Annotated in this window: 15 protein-coding genes; 6 read left to right on the top strand and 9 right to left on the bottom strand. The window is 65.3% G+C overall.

Going from position 1 to position 16,210, the window contains the following annotated elements; all coding sequences use genetic code 11:
* Nucleotides 1-56: 56 nt before the first annotated feature.
* Nucleotides 57-1,250: a M24 family metallopeptidase gene (locus DPM35_RS05250; protein WP_112127049.1), complete on the bottom strand. Its 1,194-nt coding sequence runs from the start codon at nt 1,248-1,250 to the stop codon at nt 57-59.
* 332 nt (nt 1,251-1,582) lie between these two features.
* Between DPM35_RS05250 and DPM35_RS05245 the strand changes: the two genes are divergently transcribed.
* The 6 genes from DPM35_RS05245 (at nt 1,583) to DPM35_RS05220 (ending at nt 7,342) form a co-directional block, all read left to right on the top strand.
* Nucleotides 1,583-3,193 (top strand): ABC transporter substrate-binding protein, encoded by a 1,611-nt coding sequence (locus tag DPM35_RS05245; protein WP_112126293.1) that lies wholly within the window; start codon nt 1,583-1,585, stop codon nt 3,191-3,193.
* A gap of 150 nt (nt 3,194-3,343) precedes the next feature.
* A complete protein-coding gene (locus DPM35_RS05240; RefSeq protein WP_112126292.1) occupies nt 3,344-4,330 on the top strand; it encodes an ABC transporter permease in 987 nt (328 codons plus the stop codon).
* On the top strand, nt 4,327-5,157 hold the full coding sequence (locus DPM35_RS05235) for an ABC transporter permease (RefSeq protein WP_112126291.1): 831 nt from the start codon (nt 4,327-4,329) through the stop codon (nt 5,155-5,157). Before DPM35_RS05240 ends, DPM35_RS05235 begins: the two co-directional genes overlap by 4 nt.
* Nucleotides 5,154-5,999, top strand: a complete 846-nt coding sequence (locus DPM35_RS05230) for an ATP-binding cassette domain-containing protein (RefSeq protein ID WP_181591935.1) — start codon at nt 5,154-5,156, stop codon at nt 5,997-5,999. Before DPM35_RS05235 ends, DPM35_RS05230 begins: the two co-directional genes overlap by 4 nt.
* The gene (locus tag DPM35_RS05225; protein WP_112126290.1) at nt 5,996-6,772 is read left to right on the top strand and encodes an ABC transporter ATP-binding protein; all 777 of its coding nucleotides are present in this window, start codon (nt 5,996-5,998) and stop codon (nt 6,770-6,772) included. Before DPM35_RS05230 ends, DPM35_RS05225 begins: the two co-directional genes overlap by 4 nt.
* A gap of 63 nt (nt 6,773-6,835) precedes the next feature.
* Complete coding sequence (locus tag DPM35_RS05220; protein WP_112126289.1) at nt 6,836-7,342, top strand: L-2-amino-thiazoline-4-carboxylic acid hydrolase; 507 nt, start codon at nt 6,836-6,838, stop codon at nt 7,340-7,342.
* A gap of 8 nt (nt 7,343-7,350) precedes the next feature.
* On the opposite strand, the gene DPM35_RS05215 is transcribed toward DPM35_RS05220, so the two are convergent.
* From DPM35_RS05215 to DPM35_RS05180, 8 genes are all read right to left on the bottom strand, one after another.
* Nucleotides 7,351-8,136 (bottom strand): DeoR/GlpR family DNA-binding transcription regulator, encoded by a 786-nt coding sequence (locus DPM35_RS05215; RefSeq protein ID WP_245431447.1) that lies wholly within the window; start codon nt 8,134-8,136, stop codon nt 7,351-7,353.
* Between the two features lie 63 nt (nt 8,137-8,199).
* Nucleotides 8,200-9,498: an NAD(P)/FAD-dependent oxidoreductase gene (locus DPM35_RS05210; RefSeq protein WP_112126288.1), complete on the bottom strand. Its 1,299-nt coding sequence runs from the start codon at nt 9,496-9,498 to the stop codon at nt 8,200-8,202.
* A 2-nt stretch (nt 9,499-9,500) separates the two neighbouring features.
* On the bottom strand, nt 9,501-10,871 hold the full coding sequence (locus DPM35_RS05205; protein WP_112126287.1) for a glutamine synthetase family protein: 1,371 nt from the start codon (nt 10,869-10,871) through the stop codon (nt 9,501-9,503).
* Between the two features lie 440 nt (nt 10,872-11,311).
* Nucleotides 11,312-12,073 carry an SDR family NAD(P)-dependent oxidoreductase gene (locus DPM35_RS05200; RefSeq protein WP_112127046.1) on the bottom strand — a complete coding sequence of 254 codons (762 nt, stop codon included), beginning with the start codon at nt 12,071-12,073 and terminating at the stop codon, nt 11,312-11,314.
* Nucleotides 12,074-12,084: 11 nt separating this feature from the next.
* The gene (locus DPM35_RS05195) at nt 12,085-12,897 is read right to left on the bottom strand and encodes an ABC transporter permease (protein ID WP_041010367.1); all 813 of its coding nucleotides are present in this window, start codon (nt 12,895-12,897) and stop codon (nt 12,085-12,087) included.
* A complete protein-coding gene (locus tag DPM35_RS05190) occupies nt 12,897-13,760 on the bottom strand; it encodes an ABC transporter permease (protein WP_112127045.1) in 864 nt (287 codons plus the stop codon). Before DPM35_RS05190 ends, DPM35_RS05195 begins: the two co-directional genes overlap by 1 nt.
* A gap of 77 nt (nt 13,761-13,837) precedes the next feature.
* On the bottom strand, nt 13,838-15,001 hold the full coding sequence (locus tag DPM35_RS05185; protein ID WP_112126286.1) for an ABC transporter substrate-binding protein: 1,164 nt from the start codon (nt 14,999-15,001) through the stop codon (nt 13,838-13,840).
* Nucleotides 14,982-16,118 carry an ABC transporter ATP-binding protein gene (locus tag DPM35_RS05180; protein ID WP_112126285.1) on the bottom strand — a complete coding sequence of 379 codons (1,137 nt, stop codon included), beginning with the start codon at nt 16,116-16,118 and terminating at the stop codon, nt 14,982-14,984. Before DPM35_RS05180 ends, DPM35_RS05185 begins: the two co-directional genes overlap by 20 nt.
* Nucleotides 16,119-16,210: the final 92 nt, after the last annotated feature.

The raw sequence follows: 16,210 nt of genomic DNA, 5'->3' as shown, positions 1-16,210 counted from the left end.
CGAATTGCCCTTCGCAATTCGGCTGGCAATCCGGGTGAGGGGGAGCGATCTCGAGGCTAGGCTGCCGCACCACCCCTGTTCCACCCGCGCCCGCGATCGCCGAACATCACATAACCGCTGTCCGTCACCGCGACCGTATCCTCCAGCTTGATGAAACCGCGCGTCGGATGAAGCATGGTGGTCTCGACCGAAAGCACCATGTTCCTTTCCAGCGGCTTTGCCGCATAGGTACCCTCATAGGCGACCGGATGGTTGGTCATCAGGAACGGCGCCTCATGCGTGATCAGCCCCATGCCATGGGCGAAGAAATCCGTGTAGGCCGCGACCTTGGAGGCCTTCAGCACGCTTTCCGCATGCGCGATCATGTCGCCGCCCAGCGTGCCCGCCTTGACCCTTGAGAACGCCGCCTGCTGCACCGCTTCGACCTCGGCCAGCAGATCCTCCAGTTCGGCATCCGGCTCGCCGAGCACGCCCATGCGGCAAAGGTCGCCGATATAGCCATGATAGTTGCCGCCGGAATCGATCGACAGCACCTCGCCCTTCTTCCAGGCTTGGCTGGACGAAGCGCGGTTGTGGCTGGGGCCAAGCGTCAGCAGGCAATATTCGAAATGCGCGCCGCGATTGGTCTCCTCGCGCCTCAGCCGCTCGATGATGTCGGCCTTGGTCGTGCCTTCGCGCGCCCAGGCGATCGTCGCCAGCATCGAGTCGGTGATCAGTTCGGAGGCGATGCGCAGCTGTTCCAGCTCCGCCTCGGTCTTGATGGCGCGCATGCTCTCAAGCATGCTGGTCGCATCGACCAGCTTCGCCTCCGGCAACGCCTTGCGGACCAGCATATAGGCGTCGGACGGCAGGAAGCCCGGCTCGATGCCGATGCGGGCGGCCTCCTTGCCGATCTTGCGTAGGTGCTCCACCGCGAGGTTGGCGGCATCGAGCGTGCCCCAGCAGGCCGCATGGAGAGTCGGCGTCCAGAATGGATGGTTCTGATGCTCGCCGCCTTCCATCTTGTTGCCGATATAGGCCGCATGCTCCGGCCCGCCCTTCTCGTAAAGCACGATCGGCAAATAGCGGCTGTGGCCGATCGCATCCATTGCGGCAAAGAAGATGAACTTGTAGCCGCCGAGCAGATATTGCGTGTTGTGCTTGGAGGTGGCGAAGAGCACGTCGATGCCGGCCTCTTCCATCAGCCGGTCCACCCGCGCCTGATCGAACGGAATACTGCCAACCTCGGTCTTGCCCGGAGCGATGTTCATCTGCCTCTCCCTGTTTTCATCGGCCGCAGGAGCGCCGAACGTCATGATTGTGGCTGTGGGCCAAATCTGCATCATTTTGGCCACTCTGGTCCAGCCAGAATCGATCGCCTTCGCGCTAAAGTCGACTTCCGTTCGTATCCCGATACTACTTCACTACAATCTGGTCCTACCAGATTAGGAGATCCGAACTCCTTCTGCCCGGCTGGTCCAGCGGACGGAAATTTCAAAGCCAAGCCATGATGCGCCAAATCCGTCTCTGGCGAAACCTTTGCCAAGGGCCATAATCACCGCATTGGCGCGCCTGCCACGGTGCGGAGAGGGGAGTTTGAACGATGTCCGAATTGACGATTTCACGCCGCGGCCTGCTGGCCGGCTCGGCGCTGCTGCTGGCTTCGACCGCGCTGCCCACCATCGGCTTTGCGCAGACGCCGAAGAAGGGTGGCCGACTGGTGCTGGCCGCCGATTCCGAACCGCGCAACCTCAACCCGGCGATCGTTGCCTCCAACGGCGTCTTCTTCCTCTCCAGCAAGATCGTCGAGACGCTGGCCGAGGCCTCCTTCGACGGCAAGGACGGGCTTCAGCCGCGGCTCGCGCTTTCCTGGGAGGGTGCTGCCGACGGCCTGTCGGTTACCTTCCAATTGCGCGACGGCGTCAAATGGCATGACGGCAAGCCCTTCACCTCCGCCGACGTCGCCTTCTCGGCGCTGCAGATCTGGAAGCCGCTGCAGAATCTCGGCCGCACGGTGTTCAAGGACCTTGCTGCCGTCGACACGCCGGACGAGCTGACCGCGATCTTCAAATTCGCCAAGCCGACGCCGTTCCAGCTCATCCGCAACGCGCTGCCAGCGCTGTCGAGCGTCGTGCCGAAGCACCTTTATGAGGTGGGCAAGATCGAGGAGAATCCTGCCAACAACGCGCCGGTCGGCACCGGTCCGTTCAAATTCGCCGAATACAAGGCCGGGCAATATTACCGGCTGACGAGGAACGACGCGTACTGGGGCAAGGACGAGCCCTATCTCGACGAGATCGTCTACCAGGTGCTCCCCGATCGCACATCTGCGGCCGCCGCGCTGGAAGCGGAAGAGATCCAGCTCGCCGCCTTCTCCGCCGTGCCGCTCGCCGATCTCGACCGGATCTCCAAGGTGCCGGGCCTGAAGGTCATTACCAAGGGTTATGAGGGGCTGACCTATCAGCTCGTCGTCGAGGTCAACCACCGCCGCAAGGAACTGGCCGATCTGAAAGTGCGGCAGGCCATCGCCCATGCCATCGACAAGGATTTCGTCGTCAAGACGGTCTTCCTCGGCTACGCCGCGACCGCCACGGGACCGGTGCCCAAGAACGACCCGCAATTCTACACCGCCGACGTGCCGACCTATCCGTTCGACGTCGCCAAGGCCAACGCGCTGCTGGACGAAGCCGGCTACAAGCGCGCCGACGACGGCAAACGCTTTGCGCTGAAGCTGTTGCCGGCGCCCTACTTCAACGAAACGAAGCAGTTCGGCGATTACCTGCGCCAGGCGCTGGCGGCGATCGGCATCGACGCCGAGATCGTCAACAACGACTCGGCCGCGCACATCAAGGCCGTCTACACCGACCACGCCTTCGACCTCGCCGTCGGACCGCCGGTGTTCCGCGGCGACCCAGCGATCTCGACCACCATCCTGGTGCAGAGCGGTATTCCCGACGGCGTGCCCTTCTCCAACCAGGGCGGCTACAAGAACGCCGAGCTCGACGCGCTGATCGTCAAGGCGTCCGAGACCCTCGACACCTCGGCCCGCACCGAGCTCTATAAGGAGTTCCAGAAGAAGGTGGCCGCCGACCTACCGCTGATCAATGTCGCCGAATGGAGTTTTATCAGCGTCGCCCGCGATACCGTCGGCAACATCGCCAACAACCCGCGCTGGGCGGTGTCGAACTGGGCGGACACTTATTTGGAATCGTGACACATTCGCGCGGATGAGAGTTCGCGAAGAAATCGGAATTTGGTCGGAGGCCGCGTTCCGTCACCCCCCTCTCTCTCCTGCCGGACAGAGAGGGGGGCCTGGGCTCGGCATATCCTATTGCCATCAGCGGGCCACCACATCGAGGCGCGTATGACCCGCGCCCTCATCCTCCTCCGCCGCCGCCTCGTCGGCAGCGTTTTCGTGCTGCTTATCGTCGTCATCGGCAGCTTCCTGCTGCTCGAAGCCGCACCCGGCGATGCGGTCGACGCCTATATTGTCTCGACTGGCGGCGATGCCGGCATGATCGAATTGCTGCGCCACCGCTGGGGCCTCGACCAGTCGGAGCTGACGCGGCTGGCAAACTACCTTTGGGCATTGCTGCGTCTCGATCTCGGCCAGTCAGTCACCTTCTCGCGGCCGATCCGCGAAATCATCCTCGAACGCCTGCCGACCACGCTGATCCTGATGGGCAGCGCCACCGCGCTTTCTTTCGGCCTCGGCTCGGCGCTCGGCATCTATGCCGGTGCGCGGCCCGGCAGCCTCCGCGACCGCTTCCTGTCGATCGGCTCGCTGGCGCTCTATGCCGTGCCCGGCTTCTGGCTTGGCTTGGTGCTCATCGTCGTCTTCGCCGTCGATTTGCGCTGGCTGCCGATCGGCGGCATCGAGACCATCGCCTCCGGCAAAACCGGGTTTTCCCGCGCCGCCGACATTGCCGTCCATCTCGTGCTGCCGGTCTCGGCGCTGGGCTTCATCTATCTCGCGCTCTATCTGCGCATGATGCGCGCCGGCATGGCCGAAGCCTGGCGGCAGGATTTTGTCCTCGCAGCCCGCGCCAGGGGCCTGCCGCGCCGGCGCATTGTGCTTGCCCATGTCGCCCGCAACGCACTTCTGCCTCTGGTCACCATGCTCGGCCTGCAATCGGCACAGATGCTGGGCGGCAGCGTCGTCATCGAAAGCGTCTTTGCCGTGCCCGGTCTCGGCCGGCTGGCGCAGGAAGCTGTCGCCGGGCGCGACACGCCGCTGCTGCTCGGCATCATCCTGTTCAGTGCCGTCCTGGTCGTCGTCATCAACCTTCTGGTCGACCTCGCCTACGCTGTCCTCGATCCGCGCGTAGGTGCCGGCGAGGCAAGCGCATGAACCGGCTGCGCCGTTTCTTCCGCACGCCGGAAGCGATCGCCGGCGCACTTATCCTCGCCCTGCTGGCCGCGATGGCGCTGGCGGCGCCGCTGCTCTTTCCCGGCGACCCGCAGGCCATCGCCGGCCCGGCGCTGCAGCCGCCGTTCCAGGACTGGTCGGTGCCGCTCGGTACCGACCGGCTCGGCCGCAACGTGCTGGCCGAGCTTTTTCACGGTGCCCGGACCTCGCTTGCCGTCGGGCTGGCAGCCGCCGCCGCGGCGCTCTTGATCGGTGCCGTTGTCGGCACTTTGGCCGGCTTTGCCGGCGGCCTGATCGACGAAGCGCTGATGCGCGTCACCGACGCCTTCCAGACCGTGCCGAGCTTCCTGCTTGCGCTCGCCTTCGTCAGCATCGTCGGCCCCTCGCTGGGCGTCGTCGTCGCGGCGATCGCGCTCAGCGCCTGGACCGGACCCGCGCGCGTCGCCCGCGCGGAAGTGCTATCGATCCGTGAGCGCGACTACGTTGCCGGCGCCCGCGTCATCGGCATGCATCCGCTGGAGATCGCTTTTCGCGAGGTTTTGCCCAACGCCTTGCCCCCGGTACTGGCGCTGTCTTCCGTGATCGTCGCGGCGGCGATCCTCACCGAAGCGGCACTCTCCTTCCTCGGCCTCGGCGACCCCAACCGCGTCACCTGGGGCGGCATGATCGCCGAAGGCCGCACGGTGCTGCGCACCGCGCCGTTCCTGTCGGTCGTACCCGGCGTCGCGCTGGTGCTGACCGTTCTCGGCATCTACCTCACCGGCGAGGGCGTGGTGGAAAGCACTGCAGTGAGCAGGAGCCTGTCGTGACGGTGTTGCTTTCTATTCGGAATCTGAAGGTGGCCTATCGGCGCGACGGCGTCGCGGTGCAGGCGCTCAAGGGCGTCAGCCTGGATGTGGAGGCTGGAGAGCGCCTGGCGATCATCGGCGAAAGCGGCTCGGGAAAAAGCACGCTGGCACTGGCGGCTGCCGGGTTGTTGGCGAGGGGTGCCGAGATTGGCGGGCGCGTGGACTGGTTCCTGCCGGCAAGCGCTGGCGCCAAGGCGGAGGATCGCCAACCGTCCGTACTTGCCACAAGCCACCCCCTCCTCGGCCGCGAGATCGGCTTCGTCTTCCAGGACCCCTCTTCCAGCCTCGACCCGGTGATGCCGATCGGCAAACAAATCGCCGAAGTCACGCGGACCCATCTCGGCCTCGGCTGGAAAGACGCCTGCGCCAAAGCCAAAACCCTCCTCGAACGGGTCCGCCTCCCCGACCCGAGCTCAGCCCTGCATGCCTACCCCCACCAGCTCTCCGGCGGCCAGAAGCAGCGCGTCGCCATCGCCGCGGCAATTGCCGCCGGACCAACGCTCCTGATCGCCGACGAGGCGACCAGCGCCCTCGACACCATCGTCCAGGCCGAGATCGTCGCCCTGATCCGCAGGCTGGTCAGCGAGGACGGCATGACGCTCATCTTCATCAGCCACGACATCGCGCTTGCCGCCGCGCTTGCCGATCGCATCGCGGTGCTGCGCCATGGCGAACTGATCGAGCTCGGCGGGACCGACCAGATCCTCAACGCACCGCGCCATGCCTATACGCGCGCCCTGCTCGACGCTCATCTCGGCCTCGACGCCAACCCGTTGCTAGACCGACAGGGCGTTTCGGCATGAGCCTGCTTGCCGTCTCCAACCTAACCAAGCGCTACCATCGCGGCGGCAAGCCTTTCGCCGCGGTCGACGAGGTGTCCTTCGAAGTCGGCCCGGGGGAGACGCTGGCGCTCGCCGGCCCGTCCGGCAGCGGCAAATCCACCATCGCGCGGCTGGTGCTGCGGCTGATCGAGCCCGATGCCGGCCGCATCGGCTTCGAAGGCGCCGACTTCCTCGCTTTGTCGGGCGCCGCTTTGCGCGCGCGCCGCGCCCGCCTGCAAATGGTGTTCCAGGATCCGCTCGCCGCCTTCAATCCCCGCGCCACCGTGGCGCGCGTGCTGGACGATCCCTTGCGCATTCACAACATCGCTTCCCGCGCCGAGCGCCCGCGCCGGATTGCGGCGTTATTGGAGCGCGTCGGCCTCGACGCCGGCCTTGCCGCGCGCGCCATCCACGAGATTTCCGGCGGCCAGCGCCAGCGCGTTGCGATCGCGCGCGCCATCGCCACGCGACCATCACTGATCGTGCTCGATGAAGCCGTGTCGGCGCTCGACGTATCGGTGCGTGGGCAGATCCTGGAATTGCTGCTCGACCTGCAACGGCGGGAACGGATCGCCTATCTGTTCATTTCGCATGACCTCGGCGTCATCCGCGCCGTGGCGCATCGCGTCGTCATCCTCGATGCCGGCCGGATCGCCGAGAGCGGCGATGCCCGCGCCGTCATCGCCAACCCGCAATCGCCGGTCGGCAAGGCCCTTGTCGAGGCGGCGCCAAGATTGACCAGGAACCGGCCATGATCCCGCAAAGTGGCAACCGATTTGCGGGCAAGATCATGGTCAAACAAAAAATCAGGACGCACCATGACCGATCCCGAAACAGCCAGAGCCGAGAAACTGTCGCGCGAGCTTGATTCCGCCTTTCGCAACCGCGCCGATCTCTATCGCCTCTTCCTCGACGAGTTGACCGCCGAGCTCGGCGCCGAGCAGGCCGAGGCGGTGATGATCCGGACCATCGAGAAACGCGGCCGGGAAGTCGCGGCTGCGGCCTTCGCCAGCTTCGGTCCCAACGACGCGCCGGCGATCGGCGAGGCGTTCCTCGCCGTCAGTCCGGATGGCGGGCGCATGTATCCGACCCATGTCGAGCGCGGGCCGGACCGCATCGCCTTCAAGGTCAAGCGCTGCCCGCTGAAGGACGCCTGGGTCGAGGCCGGTGTCGGCGAGGAGAAACTCGCCACGCTCTGCCGCATCGCCGGCGCCTTCGACCGTGGCCTGTTCGAGGCGACCGGCGTTCGTTTCGACAATGTCACATGGACGCCGGGCCACGGCTCCGGCTGCTGCCACATTGCGCTGACCAATCGCGACGCTTAGTCGATTACCTACTCGGCAAAGACGTGCAACTCGCCGCCCGCCTCATGTATCGCGGCGCGCAGTTCGGCTGCCGGCTCGCTGTCGGTGACGATGTCTGAAATCTCGCTCAGCGCGCAGACGCGCTCCAGGCCGCTGCGGCCGAACTTGTCGTTGGTAACGACAAGCATCGTCGACAGCGACCGCCTCATCATCGCCCGCTTCACCGCCGCCGCGCCCGAGATCATGTCGCTCGGCCCCTCGGCGTTCAGCGCCGAGGCGCCGATGACGGCAACGTCGGCATTGTAGCGGCGCACGAATTCGACCGTGTCCTCGCCAAGCACCGCGGCCTCGCGGCTGTCATAGGTGCCGGGGCAGAGGATGACGCGGAAGCCGGGATTGGCACCGGCCACCGAGGCGACGCCGATTGAGTTGGTGATGATCGTCAGATCCCGGCCGAGCTGCGACAGGCTGCGCGCCACCTCGTAGGTGGTCGACCCGCCATCGATCATCACGATTGAGCCCTTCTCGATCAGCCCGGCCGCGCCACGCCCGACGCGGGCCCGCTCCTCGACCATTGTGAGGCCGCGTTCGGCAATCACCGGCTCCGAGGTCACCAGCGAGATGGTGGCGCCGCCATAGGTGCGGTTGATGAGCCCCGCCTCGCCGAGTTCGATGAGATCGCGGCGGATGGTCTCGCCGGCGACGCCGATGCGGCGCGCGAGCTTCGAGATGCGGATCGACGCCGAGCGCCGCACCTCCGACAGGATCAGCTCATGTCGCTCCTTCTTCGTCAGTCGGCCCGGCTCGATGTTCATCGCCCCTCCTTCTCGCTCCCCGGCGTTGGCGACATTAGCCACGCCGGAGAAAGGAAACCAGCGTCAGTGTCTAAGCCGGTCGCGCATCGCGTACCACAGCATGCCAAGCACGTAGAGCGGGCCGCGCAGCGCCGTGCCGCCGGGAAACGGCAGCGGCGTCAGCGTCGAGAACAGGTCGAGCCGCGAGGCATCGCCCGTGATCGCTTCCGCCAGGAGCTTGCCCGAGAGCGTCGACAGGATGACGCCCTTGCCGGAATAGCCATGCGCGAAATAGACCTCGCCATAGTGCCCGACATGCGGCAGGCGCGACGTCGTCACCGACACCAGCCCGCCCCAGGCGTGGTCGATGCGGCAGCCCTTGAGCTGCGGAAAGGTCTTTTCCATATGCGGCCGCACGAAACCGGCAATGTCGGCGGGCGGCGACGGCGTGTAGCGCTCGCCGCCGCCGAACAGCAGGCGGCCGTCGGCCGACATGCGGTAATAGTTGACCACGAACAGCGTGTCCGAGACCGCGACATTGGCCGGGATGACATTGCGCTCGCCCAGGGGCTCGGTGGCGACGATGTAGTTGCCGACCGGCATGATGCGGCTGTTGACGCGCGGCTCCAGTCCTTTCAGCAGCGCATCGCCGGCCAGCACCACATGCCTGGCACGGACCGAGCCCTTGTCGGTGAACACCCGGATGGAAGGCTCGCGCTCCAGCCGGACGGCAACCGAGTTTTCATGGATGACGACGCCGGCGCCAACCGCGGCGCGCGCAAGCCCCAGCGTGTAGTTGAGCGGATGCATGTGGCCACCGAGCCTTTCATAGACCGCGCCCTGATAGTGTGTGTCGACCATCTGCCGCGCCTCAGCCGCCGAGAGGATCTCGACATCGGTGAAGTTCATCACCTTGGCGAGGCATTCGGCTTCGTCCTCAAAGTCGCGCACGTCGGAGCCGTTGACCGCGCCGACCAGATGGCCGGTCAGGCGCAGATCGCAGTCGATGCCGTGGCGCTCGATGATGTCGAGCACCAGCCCGCGTGCCTCGAAGGCGAGGTCGAACAGCGCCTTCGCTCGCTCCGGCCCGAAGGACTTGACCAGGCCCCGGGCGCCCTTGCGCAGGCCGGGGATCATCTGGCCGCCATTGCGGCCCGAAGCGCCCCAGCCGATCTTGCCGCCTTCGAGCAGGACCACTTTAAGACCGCGCTCGGCCGCATGCAGCGCCGCCGAAAGGCCGGTGCAGCCGCCGCCCACCACCACCAGGTCGGCCTCGACATCGCCGGCAAGTGCCGGATGGTCAGGCGCCGGATTGGCAGTGGCGACATAATAGGATTTGCCGATATCGAGACCGGAATTGAACCCTGTCGAACGCGAAGCCATGGTCACACCTTGAGCAACAGGTGGTCGCGTTCCCAGGACGTCACGACGCTCTGGAACAGGTCGAGTTCAACGCTCTTCACGCGAAGATAGGTCTGGAAGAAATCCTCGCCGAGCAACGCCCGGACGGGCTCGCAGGCGGCGAAACGATCGAGCGCTTCCTCCATCGTCTTGGGGAGTGTGCTCTTGCTTTTATAGGCATTGCCAAAGGCCTCTTCCGAGCGCGCAAGCTTCTCCTCGATGCCGAGATAGCCGGCGATCAGCGAGCCCGCCATGGCAAGGTAGGGATTGGCGTCAGCCCCCGGCAACCGGTTCTCGATGCGGCGGGCAGCGCGCCCACCCATCGGCACGCGCAGGCCGCAGGAGCGATTGTCGTGCGACCACTCGATGTTGGCCGGAGCGCTGTGGTTCGGCCGGATGCGCCTGTAGGAGTTCACGTTGGGCGCGAACAACGGCATGATTTCGGGGATGTATTTCTGCAGGCCGCCGATGAAATGCGCGAACATCGCGCTGTCCTCGCCGTCCGTGCCGGCAAACAAAGGCTCGCCCTTCCGGTCCACGATCGACATGTGCAGATGCATCGAGCTGCCGGCCTGCGCGGCGATCGGCTTGGCCATGAAGGTGGCGTGCATCCCGTTCGCCTGCGCTGCCTGCCGCGCCAGGCGCTTGAACAAGAGCACCTTGTCGGCGAGCGCCAGCGGATCGCCATGCAGGAAGTTGATCTCGAGCTGCGCCGTGCCGGATTCATGGATCAACGTCTCGAGCGGCAGGCCTGCGGCCGCCGCATGAGCGTAGATGCGCTGGATCACCGGTTCGAATTCCTCCAGTGCCTGCATGTCGTAAGGATGCTGCACGCTTTCCGGCCGGCCGTTGCGCCCCACCGGCGCGGTCAGAGGCTGGTCCGGGTTGGGATTGGGGGCCGTGAGATAGAACTCGAGCTCCGGCGCCATCACCGCGCGCCAGCCGCGCTGCTCATAGAGGTCGAGCACCGCCCTCAGCACATGGCGCGGCGAAACCATCCAGGGCCGGTCGTCCATATGGAACGTGTCGGCGAAAACATAGGCTCTGCCGGCGCTGCCGGGCGCAAGGCATAGGCTCGAAACGTCCGGCACCATGCGCATGTCCGGATCGGAATAGGCAAAGCCCTCGTCGATGGAGCCGGAATAGCGGCCATCGATCGCGACCAGGAAGGCACTGCTCGGCAAATAGAGCGCGCGGTCGTCGAGCGACTTCAGGAATTTGGCTACCGGCAAGGTCTTGCCGCGCAACACGCCGTTGACGTCCGGTACGAAGCATTCGACTTCGTTGATCGCGTGCGTCCTCAGCCAGCTTTGCGTGTCCGCGCCGGGGAATGTGGTGTTCAGATTGTCAGGCATTGGTCATGTCCGTACGAAGGAGAGATCGCTTCGGCGGGCATGTCCGTTCCGGGTGGGGCGTTATCTAAGCTGCGTTATCCGAGGACGGACGCCCGCCTGATGGCCGGCCTATGGGCCGGGGTCAGCGCGTCCTGCACTCCTTCGGTCCAGCCGTCGCGAACGACATGCGAGCCCACCTTGGTCTCCTCCGCGCGCTGCAGGTTTTCGTGGCGGCAGCAGCGCATGGTCAGTGATGTCCCGCGCGCGCAAAAGAAATACCGCAGGCAACAAAATGCCTGGCGCGGTATTGCTGTTTTGCGGGTTGCATGACGGGTCCTATTAGAGCAATTCCAGGAAAAGTGTGAGCGGTTTTCCGTCCGGAATTGCGTAAAAACAAAATGGCGGAGTTTATGATTTGACTGATCATAGCCGCTGGCGCAAGTCCGCTTTGCTGGGCCAGATCAGCCGATGCTCTCGCCGCCGTCGACGACCAGCGCCTGTCCGGTCATGAAGGACGAGCGGTCGGAGACCAGGAACAGGATCGCTTCCGCGATCTCCTCCGCGCTCGCCCAGCGCCCCATCGGAATCTTCGTGCGGACATAGTTTTCGATTGCATCGCGTCCGCCCATCTGGGCGATGAACGGCGCGTTGAACGGCGTGTCGACCCAGCCTGGGCAGAGCGCGTTGATGCGTACATTGTGCTTTGCATAGTCGAGCGACATCTGCCGGGTCATCGCCACCACGGCGTGTTTCGACGTGGCGTAGGCGATCATCTCGCGGTCGTAGAAGACGCCGGAATTGGAGGCCGTGTTGAGGATGACGCCGCCGCCCTGCGCGATCATCGCCGGCATGACGGTCTTGGCCGCCAGGAACTGCGCCCGCACATTGATCCGCCACGAAGCGTCCATGCCATCCGTGCCGACTTCCGTCAGCGTGCCACCGACCTGGATGCCGGCATGGCTATGCAAGATATCGATCCGGCCGTACCTGCCGAGCGTTCCCTCGATGAGCCCCTCGACGGCCGTATCGTCGCCGACATCGGTGGCGACCGCCTCGGCGCGGCCGCCGGCGTCGCGGATATCGGAAGCGGTGGCTGCGCCGGCAGCCGGATCACGGTCGGCGATGACCACGAGCGCCCCTTCCCGCGCCATGATCATGGCGCCGGCGCGCCCGATGCCCGATCCGGCGCCCGTCACCACGGCGATACGGTCTTTCAGGATCATGGATTGGTCTTTCAAGGCGATGGCTTTCGACGGCCGAGCTGCCATTGCGCCAGCAGCACCAGCAGGACCGAGGCGCAGAGCACGATCGTCGCGATGGCGTTGATCTCCGGCGTCACGCCGCGCCGGATCGAGGCGAAGACGTAGATCGGCAGCGTCGTCTGCGCGCCGGCGACGAAGAAGGCGATGATGAAGTCGTCGAAGGAGAAGGTGAAGGCGAGCAGGAAGCCCGCGATCACCGCCGGCATGATCTGCGGCAGCACGATCGAGCGGAACGTCGTCAGCGGCGTAGCGTAGAGGTCGCTCGATGCCTCGACCAGATTGCGGTCGAGGCTCGAGAGCCGCGTGCCGACAATCATCGTCACCAGCGCCATGGAGAACAGGCCGTGCGCGGCGATGATCGAGCCATAGCCGAGCGAAAGGCGCGGCGGCTGGTCGGTGGGCCACAGCGAAGCGAGGAACGGATTGACGACCGCGAAGAGCTGCACCAGCGCCACCAGCGTCGAGATGCCGATGACGACGCCCGGCACGACGATCGCCGCGCCCAGCAGCGCGTCGAAGAGCGCCCGGGTGCGCGCGCCGACGCGCTGCAGCCCGAGCGCCGCGGCCGTGCCGCAAAAGGCCGCAAGCAGCGCGCTGGTGGTGGCGATGAACAGGCTGTTCTTCAGCGCCTCGACCAGGAACGGGTTCGACAGCGCCTTGCCGTACCATTGCACCGAAAAGCCGGTGAACTCGCTGGCATGATGGCCGGCATTGAAGGAGAACAGCACGACCAGCGCGATCGGCAGATAGAGGAAGGCAAAGACGGCAACGACGAAGGCGCGCATCAGATCAGATCCACCCGGCGCGCGCCCGAAAGCCGGGTCGAGATGCGGTTGGCGACGATCAGCACCACCACCGAGACCAGCACCAGCGTGATGGCGATGGCCGATCCGAACGGCCAGTTGCGCGACTGCAGGAACAGGTCGACCAGCGCGTTGCCGATGAAGAAGACCTTGCCGCCGCCGAGCAGCGTCGGGATCAGATATTCGCCGAGCAAAAGGATCATCACCAGCGAGAAGCCGGTCATCACGCCGGGCAGCGACAGCCGCAGCGTCACGCCGAGGAAGGTCGACAGCGGCGTAGCACCGAGATCGGCGGAGGCTTCCAGCAGCCGGCGGTCGAGCCGTTCCAGGCTGACATAGATCGGCAGGATCATCAGCGGCAGGTAGCCATAGACTATGCCGAGCAGCACCGCGCCCGGCGTGTTGATCAGCCGCAGATCCTCGATACCGACATAGGCAAGCAGGGCCGGGATGCCGCGCCCGCCGAGGATATACATCCAGGCATAGGTGCGCATCAGAAGGCTGGTCCAGAACGGGATGACGATCATCGCAAGCAGGATCAGCCGCCAGCGCTGCGGCGCCCGCAGCGCAAGATAGTAGGCGACGGGGTAGGCGACGAGCAGGCAGGCGAGCGCGCCGATGGGCGCCAGCACCATCGTGTTCCAGAAGGCGGTCGCCCGCGCCGGTAAATTGGCGTATTGCGCGAAAGTCAGCGCTGCCTGGTAGCCTCCCTCCGGCGCCCTCTCGCCAACGCTGAAGATGGCGATAGCAATGAAGGGCAGCACCAGGAAGACGACCAGCCACAGCGCCGCCGGAGCGAGCAGCAGCGTCGTCACGAGGTTTTTGCGAAAGAGACTGCCGCGCATCGGGAAAGCCGGTTGGGAACCGGCGGACGACAGTCCGCCGGTCGCATTGTCTGGTTTGGGTTTGTAGCCGGTCTCGCTCAAGCCGACTTGAAGCGCGCCATCAACTCGGCGCGGCCCGGATCGGTCAGCGTCGCGGCGGCGCCGAACTCGAGCGGCTTCAACAGGTCGGCCGCCGGATAGAGGATCGGATTGTCGAGCACCTCCTTCGGCAGCAGCGCGTTGACGCGCGCGTCGGTCGAGGGCGCGCCATTGGCCAGATGCTCCTTCACCGCGACTTTCGGGTTCATCAGATAGTTGAGCAGCGCATAGCCGGCCGGCTTGTTCGGCGCATCCTTCGGGATGGCGTAGAAGTCGGTCCAGATCTCGCCGCCCTCCTTGCCGAGCACATAGGCGATCTCGGGAATGTCGCGGTGAAGCTGCGCGCCGTCATTGGTCCAGCACATCGTCATCCAGGCATCACCGGCGCGCATTCCGGGCTGATAGTCGCTCGACACCGCGAACAGATGCGGCTTGACCTTGAGCAGCAGTTCCTCGGCCTTGGCGAGCTCGTCCTGCTTCAGCGAGTTGAAGGAATAGCCGTAATATTTGAGCGCGTTGCCGATGGTGGTGAGCTGGTAGTCATGCACCATGGTGCGGCCGTCACCCTCGGCCATCGCCGTGTCCCAGAACTCCTTCCAGCTCGACATCGGCTTGGAAAGCTTCTTGGTGTTGACGGCGAAACCGGTCGTGCCCCAGTTCTTCGGCACGGCGTAGATCGTCCCGTCGATCGTGCCCTCTGCCGTGAAGCGAGCGTCTTCCGACTTGCCGTCGAAATTGCCGAGCTTGGCCATGTCGAGCGCTTCGATGATGCCGAGCTTCTTGTAGGTCGAGATGGTGTAGTTGGTCGGCACGAACAGGCTCCAGCCCGAGCCGCCGGCCTGCAGCTTGGCCAGCATTTCTTCATTCGAGCCGAAGACATTGACCTCGACGGCCACACCCGTGTCCGCCTTGAAGTTCTCGAAGGTCTGCGGGTCGTGGTAGTTCGGCCAGGTGGCGATCGACATGCGGTCGCCGAGGTTCTCGGCGGCGAAGGCCGGCGTCGGCGTGATGCCGAGCTCGCGCGCCATCACCGCGGTGGCGACGCCGAGGCCGGTGAGGCCGAGGAAGTCGCGCCGGCTGATCGAGCCGCGCTTCAGGCGCATCAACTGGTCGACGAATTTATCGGGGGTTATCGGCAGTCCGTCACGGTAAGATTTCGGCATTTTGGTCTTCCCTCTGGTTGGTCCCGTTGTTCTTGGCGTGCGGAAACGCCAGCGGCGCTCCGGCGGCAAAGCCGATGGCGACGGGTTCGCCCGGCTTGAAGAGATTGCCCTGGCCGATCACGTGGTCGGCCTTGGCGAGCAGTGATCCGATACCCTGGACCTCGATCGCGTACTCCGCCGTCGAGCCCAGGAAAATCCGGTTGCGGACGATGCCTTTCAGGGCGCCGCTTCCGGGCGCCGACAAGCTGAGCGATTCCGGCCGCAGGCTGACCGATACCGCCTCGCCGCGGCTGAGCGGCACCCGCTTGCGCGCCGCAATCACCGTGCCGTCGGCGAGCGCGACATTGACTAGGTCGCCGGAAAGCCCCGCCACCTTGCCGCTCAAGAGATTGGTCTTGCCGACGAAATCGGCGACGAACAGGTCGGCCGGCTCGTCATAGATCTCGCTCGGCTGCCCGAGCTGGACGACGCGACCGCCATTCATGACGCAGACGAAGTCGCTCATCGACAGCGCTTCTTCCTGGTCGTGGGTAACCAGCACGAAGGTGATGCCGATCTCGCGCTGCAAATTCTGCAGCTCGATCTGCATATCGGTGCGCAGCTTCTTGTCGAGCGCCGCCAATGGCTCGTCGAGCAACAGCACCGCCGGCTTGTTGACCAGCGCGCGGGCGAGCGCGACGCGCTGCTGCTGGCCGCCGGAAAGCTCGTGGATCTTGCGGCGTCCGTAGCCGGCGAGCTGCACCATGGCCAGCGCCTCGCCTGCCCTCTGGCTGATCTCACGCGACGACAGCCGCGGCCTTGCCTGGCGCAGGCCATAGGAGATGTTCTCCTCGACATCGAGATGCGGGAACAGCGCATATTGCTGGAACACCATGTTGACCGGCCGCCGGTAAGGCGGCGTGCCGGCCATGTCGCGGCCGCGGATCAGCACCTGGCCCTCGCTCGGCTGCTCGAAGCCGCCGATCATGCGCAGGCAGGTCGTCTTGCCGCAGCCGGACGGACCGAGCAGCGCGACGAAGGCGGAAGGTGGGATGGCAAGGTCGATGCCGCTTACCGCTGTGACCGCGCCGTAGCGCTTGGTGACCGCGCGAAATTCGATATCGGGCACTGCAGTCAAGCCACGGGCTCCAGCGACAGCGTGAGGCAATGTCGCGACGCTAGCAGAGCCAATAGCATCTAGTATATACCTCGCGGGTGGTATATTTAGCT

Source organism: Mesorhizobium atlanticum (assembly GCF_003289965.1).
Lineage (GTDB): Bacteria > Pseudomonadota > Alphaproteobacteria > Rhizobiales > Rhizobiaceae > Mesorhizobium > Mesorhizobium atlanticum.
Note: the sequence above shows the minus strand (reverse complement) of the source record. Positions and strands in the feature narration are given on the sequence as shown.

Bases quoted from the DNA above. Each gene is read 5' to 3' on its own strand.
- DPM35_RS05250 (WP_112127049.1), bottom strand. From the start codon at position 1,250: ATGAACATCGCTCCGGGCAAGACCGAGGTTGGCAGTATTCCGTTCGAT.
- DPM35_RS05245 (WP_112126293.1), top strand. From the start codon at position 1,583: ATGTCCGAATTGACGATTTCACGCCGCGGCCTGCTGGCCGGCTCGGCG.
- DPM35_RS05240 (WP_112126292.1), top strand. From the start codon at position 3,344: ATGACCCGCGCCCTCATCCTCCTCCGCCGCCGCCTCGTCGGCAGCGTT.
- DPM35_RS05235 (WP_112126291.1), top strand. From the start codon at position 4,327: ATGAACCGGCTGCGCCGTTTCTTCCGCACGCCGGAAGCGATCGCCGGC.
- DPM35_RS05225 (WP_112126290.1), top strand. From the start codon at position 5,996: ATGAGCCTGCTTGCCGTCTCCAACCTAACCAAGCGCTACCATCGCGGC.
- DPM35_RS05220 (WP_112126289.1), top strand. From the start codon at position 6,836: ATGACCGATCCCGAAACAGCCAGAGCCGAGAAACTGTCGCGCGAGCTT.
- DPM35_RS05215 (WP_245431447.1), bottom strand. From the start codon at position 8,136: ATGAACATCGAGCCGGGCCGACTGACGAAGAAGGAGCGACATGAGCTG.
- DPM35_RS05210 (WP_112126288.1), bottom strand. From the start codon at position 9,498: ATGGCTTCGCGTTCGACAGGGTTCAATTCCGGTCTCGATATCGGCAAA.
- DPM35_RS05205 (WP_112126287.1), bottom strand. From the start codon at position 10,871: ATGCCTGACAATCTGAACACCACATTCCCCGGCGCGGACACGCAAAGC.
- DPM35_RS05200 (WP_112127046.1), bottom strand. From the start codon at position 12,073: ATGATCCTGAAAGACCGTATCGCCGTGGTGACGGGCGCCGGATCGGGC.
- DPM35_RS05195 (WP_041010367.1), bottom strand. From the start codon at position 12,897: ATGCGCGCCTTCGTCGTTGCCGTCTTTGCCTTCCTCTATCTGCCGATC.
- DPM35_RS05190 (WP_112127045.1), bottom strand. From the start codon at position 13,760: ATGCGCGGCAGTCTCTTTCGCAAAAACCTCGTGACGACGCTGCTGCTC.
- DPM35_RS05185 (WP_112126286.1), bottom strand. From the start codon at position 15,001: ATGCCGAAATCTTACCGTGACGGACTGCCGATAACCCCCGATAAATTC.